This is a genomic window from Slackia sp., assembly GCF_977041755.1.
In genome coordinates this window covers 1-3,956 of the sequence record NZ_CDRRGL010000159.1, presented here as the reverse complement: position 1 = coordinate 3,956, position 3,956 = coordinate 1, and the positions used below count along the sequence as shown (strand labels likewise).

Here is a 3,956-nt window from a genome sequence, read left to right as displayed (position 1 = left end):
CATGCGAATCGCTTCTCGTCGATGAATCCATCGCTGCCGATTTCCTGCCGAAGGCGTTGCGCGCGCTTGCCGAAGCGGGCGTGACTATCCATGGCGATGCGGCGGCTCGGCACGCTGCCGATTTGGCAGGGGATGCTGTGCTTTCGAGGTTCGTCGATGCGACCGATGACGATTGGGGTCGTGAATACCTTGCGCTCGAGATAAGCGTGAAGACGGTTTCTGGCGTTGAAGGGGCGATTGCGCACATCAATCGTTACGGCACCAGGCATTCCGAGTGCATCGTGGCCGACGATACGACGCAGGCGGGCGCCGATGCAATCGAGGAATTTCTCGCGGGCGTCGATGCCGCTGCGGTGTATGCAAACGCTTCGACCCGTTTCACCGATGGCGGCTGCTTCGGGCTTGGTGCTGAAATCGGCATCTCCACGCAGAAGCTGCACGTGCGCGGCCCCTTCGCGCTCGAAGCGCTTACCACGTATAAATATCAGCTTCGTGGGTCGGGCCAGGTGCGAGGCTAGCGTGACGAATGAAAGCTTGAATGTGAGCGATTTTTTGAGTGCCGGCTGCGGTTCTGTCGAACAATCGAGCGAAGGCCAGCTCCTTGCGAAGCTGGGCGCCGATGGACGTCCGTGCCGTTTGGGCGTTATGGGGGGCACGTTCGATCCCATTCACAATGGCCACCTCGAAATCGCTCGTCGCGCATGCGAATCGCTCGGCCTTTCGGGCGTGCTGTTCGTGGTTGCGGGCGACCCATGGATGAAGCATGGGCGCGCCTTGACGCCTGCGGAAGACCGCTTTGCCATGGTCCAGGCCGCTATTGAGGGTGACGTGCGCTTTGCTGCAAGCCGCAGGGAAATCGATCGCGTGGGGGAAACCTATACGGTCGATACGTTGCGTGAGCTGCGTCGGTTTCTTCCCGCACACGTCGAGCTGTGCTTCCTTATGGGAGCCGACGCTGCGGCTCGTTTAGGGGAGTGGCGCGAGGCGAGCGAGCTTGGCGGCCTTGCGAGGTTCGCCGTGGTGTCGCAGCGTGACGACGTGTCGCTTGACGGGCGTGACCTTTCCCGCCTTGCTCAAATCATTGATGCGCGCGAGATATTGCAGGTATCGATGCCTCAGATGGATGTATCTTCTACCGATTTAAGGGAAAAAGTGCGTCAGGGCCGCTCCATTCGCGATGAGGTGCCAGCGGTTGTGGCAGACTATATCGAGTCACACGGGCTCTACCAGCGCTGAATCGCTGGACGTATGCAAGGGGCGATTGATATGGCCAAGGCCAAATCGAAGAAAAAAGAAAAGAAGCTGAAGAAGCGCCAGGAGCGCTGCGAGCAGGTTGCCGCGATTTCTCCTGACCGTTTCGACGAAATGCGCCAGGCGCTGCAGGCGCGCGTGAAAGCGTCGCGTTACCGCCATTCGCTCGGCGTTTCCCAAACCGCCGAACAACTGGCCCGCATCTATGGCGTGAATCAGAGCGAGGCGGCCGTTGCGGGCCTTCTGCACGATTGGGATAAGTCGCTAACGGGCGACGAGCTCAAGCGCAAGGCGAAAAAGCTCAAACTCGCAGGTAAGGAAGTGCGCGAGCATGCGACGGGCGTGTTGCATTCGTGGACGGCTGCGGCAACGCTGCGCGACGAATTCCCCGAGCTTTCCGATGCTGTGCTGCAGGCGATTGGCCGACACACGTGCGGTGCGGTTGGAATGTCCGATTTGGACATGGTGGTGTTCGTTGCCGACATCATTGAGCCGGGCCGCGATTTCCCCGATATCGAGGGGTTGCGCGCCGTGGTGGGCGAGGTGTGCCTGGAAGAATTGTTCTATCGCACCTACAAGGCTAACTTCATGTATCTGCTTTCTGCCGACATGGTAGTGGCGCCGCCGTCGCTTGACGTGTACAATTCCCTGGTCGTTGAGCGCAAAGAACGCCTTGAGGCCGAACGTGCCGCGTGCGATGCGCCAGCTGGGAACGAAGCCTCGGAAGCGCAATTGCTTGCTGTCGAAATTGCTCGTCGCGAGCAGCTGGCTCGTGAGGCCGAACAACAAATGGCGCTTGCCCGCAAGGCTGCCGAAGAGCGCGAACGCGTGCGTGAAGAGAAGCGAGCGAAAATGCAGGCCGAAGCCGCCGAGGCGCGAGCCAAGCAGCCTGAGAAATCCAAGGTTGAGTGCACGCCGAATGGCGCGCGCATTATTCCCATTCAGTAAACCGTTGGGCGCCTGCCCAAAAGCTTAGAAAGGATATGCCGAATGGCAAAAGACAAAGGACTTACCGCCCTTGAGAAAGTGATGATCGCTGCGAAGGCGGCCGATTCCAAGAAGGCTACCGACATCGTGATTCAGGACGTTCGCGAGCTCGTGAGCGTGACCGATTTCTTCGTTATCGTGACCGCGCAGAACAACCGCCAGGTTGCCGCTGTGCTCGATGCCATTGAAGAGGCCGAGGTTAAAGAGGCTGGCGTGAAGCCGTTTGGCATCGAAGGCGCCGATGAAGGTTTCTGGGCCCTGCTCGACTTTGGCGATTTCGTGGTGCACTGCTTCCAGCCCGAAGGCCGCGACTACTATCGCCTCGAAGAGGTGTGGAACGATGCTCCCACGATTGACTTCGAACCCGATGAGACGAAAAGCGAAGATGCCGAATAATTAACAAACCAATATTGCTGCAGCTTCGTATATAATAAAACGCTGCACAAGCCCCCGTGGCTCAACGGATAGAGCACCGGACTTCTAATCCGATGGTTGTGGGTTCGATTCCCGCCGGGGGCACCATGTAAAAGCAAGGCCCGTTCTTTGAACGGGCCTTTTCATTTACCCCATTCCTCTTTTTCAAGAATTCGATGCACTGACCTGCAGTTTCGATTCTCTCGAAAAAATTTTCAAAAAGGGGGTTGCGTTGTGGGGAAGACATCTGTATAGTATTCGCTTGCCGCTTGGGCATCACTCAAACGGCACGAGAAACATGGTGGGTGTGGCCTAGTTGGTTAGGGCGCAAGATTGTGGCTCTTGAGGTCGTCGGTTCGAATCCGATCACCCACCCCAGTTTTTCAACATAAGGCATTGTGGGCTATGAAAGCTATGTTCACAATGACTGCGGGAATCCGCGAACCTTTACATATGCTTTCTTTTCTGGATCGTTAGCTTAGTTGGTAGAGCAGGGGACTCTTAATCCCAAGGTCCGGGGTTCGAGTCCCCGACGATCCACCACTTGCACTTTCGGTGTCGCTGCAGCTGAATGAAAGCTAAGCTGCAGATGACTTTGCGTTTAAACGCGCGAACCTTTACATATGCTTTCTTTTCTGGATCGTTAGCTTAGTTGGTAGAGCAGGGGACTCTTAATCCCAAGGTCCGGGGTTCGAGTCCCCGACGATCCACCACTGAAGTTTAAAGACCAGGCCAAGTACCTGGTCTTTTCATTTATTTCGGGAGTGTAAAAAACTTTTGAATAATGATGGCCCTCTGCTAAATATCGGCGTTCCCCCCTTTCGCCTCGTGCCGGCAGTCGCTATCATAGACGCTTAGTTTTTGAGTCAATTTCGAAACCGCGTGTGCGGTTTGAATAGAAGGAGGCGGTTTTAGGCATGAGCGACATGATGAGGTACCGCGGTAAACGCGCACTTGTCACGGGCTTGAGCCTCGAGCCGGGTCATGTATATAAAATCGACCCGCTCGAGCGCAAATACGGGCGCGAGGGCTTTTGGGTTGAAATCACCGATGGCGAGTCGCGCTGCACTCGTCCCTACGACAATGCTGATGCTTTTCTCGCTAGTTGGGAAATGGCCGAGCCTCCCGTGAACGTTGCGTTGAATCTTCCGTCTAACGGGCGATAGAAAACGCCTTCGGTTCGTATGTCTGCCGCCTTCGGGCGGCTTTTCTTTTTTTTTTGAGTTTCCACCCCTCGCGCCTATCGAAGGTGCCGCGCGCTGTGCGGTTGCTCTTATGTTTCGACGTGTTTTTGGTCGACGGGA

The 3,956-nt window shown here is 56.4% G+C and carries 4 protein-coding genes, 4 tRNA genes and 1 pseudogene; all 9 read left to right on the top strand.

Going from position 1 to position 3,956, the window contains the following annotated elements; translation table 11 throughout:
- Positions 1-518 (top strand): annotated as a pseudogene (gene proA, locus ACWI8T_RS08845) (glutamate-5-semialdehyde dehydrogenase); the annotation flags it as partial.
- Positions 519-540: 22 nt separating this feature from the next.
- Positions 541-1,236 (top strand): nicotinate-nucleotide adenylyltransferase, encoded by a 696-nt coding sequence (gene nadD, locus ACWI8T_RS08840; protein ID WP_449138679.1) that lies wholly within the window; start codon positions 541-543, stop codon positions 1,234-1,236.
- A gap of 30 nt (positions 1,237-1,266) precedes the next feature.
- A complete protein-coding gene (gene yqeK / locus ACWI8T_RS08835; protein ID WP_449138678.1) occupies positions 1,267-2,199 on the top strand; it encodes a bis(5'-nucleosyl)-tetraphosphatase (symmetrical) YqeK in 933 nt (310 codons plus the stop codon).
- Positions 2,200-2,241: 42 nt separating this feature from the next.
- Positions 2,242-2,634 carry a ribosome silencing factor gene (gene rsfS / locus ACWI8T_RS08830; RefSeq protein WP_287538614.1) on the top strand — a complete coding sequence of 131 codons (393 nt, stop codon included), beginning with the start codon at positions 2,242-2,244 and terminating at the stop codon, positions 2,632-2,634.
- A 50-nt stretch (positions 2,635-2,684) separates the two neighbouring features.
- A tRNA-Arg gene (locus ACWI8T_RS08825) sits at positions 2,685-2,760 on the top strand.
- 193 nt (positions 2,761-2,953) lie between these two features.
- A tRNA-His gene (locus ACWI8T_RS08820) sits at positions 2,954-3,030 on the top strand.
- 89 nt (positions 3,031-3,119) lie between these two features.
- Positions 3,120-3,195, top strand: a tRNA-Lys gene (locus ACWI8T_RS08815).
- 94 nt (positions 3,196-3,289) lie between these two features.
- Positions 3,290-3,365: transfer RNA gene (locus ACWI8T_RS08810), tRNA-Lys, on the top strand.
- Positions 3,366-3,569: 204 nt separating this feature from the next.
- Positions 3,570-3,818 (top strand): hypothetical protein, encoded by a 249-nt coding sequence (locus ACWI8T_RS08805; protein ID WP_281667956.1) that lies wholly within the window; start codon positions 3,570-3,572, stop codon positions 3,816-3,818.
- The last annotated feature ends 138 nt before the right edge of the window (positions 3,819-3,956 follow it).

Bases quoted from the DNA above. Each gene is read 5' to 3' on its own strand.
- rsfS (WP_287538614.1), top strand. From the start codon at position 2,242: ATGGCAAAAGACAAAGGACTTACCGCCCTTGAGAAAGTGATGATCGCT.
- yqeK (WP_449138678.1), top strand. From the start codon at position 1,267: ATGGCCAAGGCCAAATCGAAGAAAAAAGAAAAGAAGCTGAAGAAGCGC.
- ACWI8T_RS08805 (WP_281667956.1), top strand. From the start codon at position 3,570: ATGAGCGACATGATGAGGTACCGCGGTAAACGCGCACTTGTCACGGGC.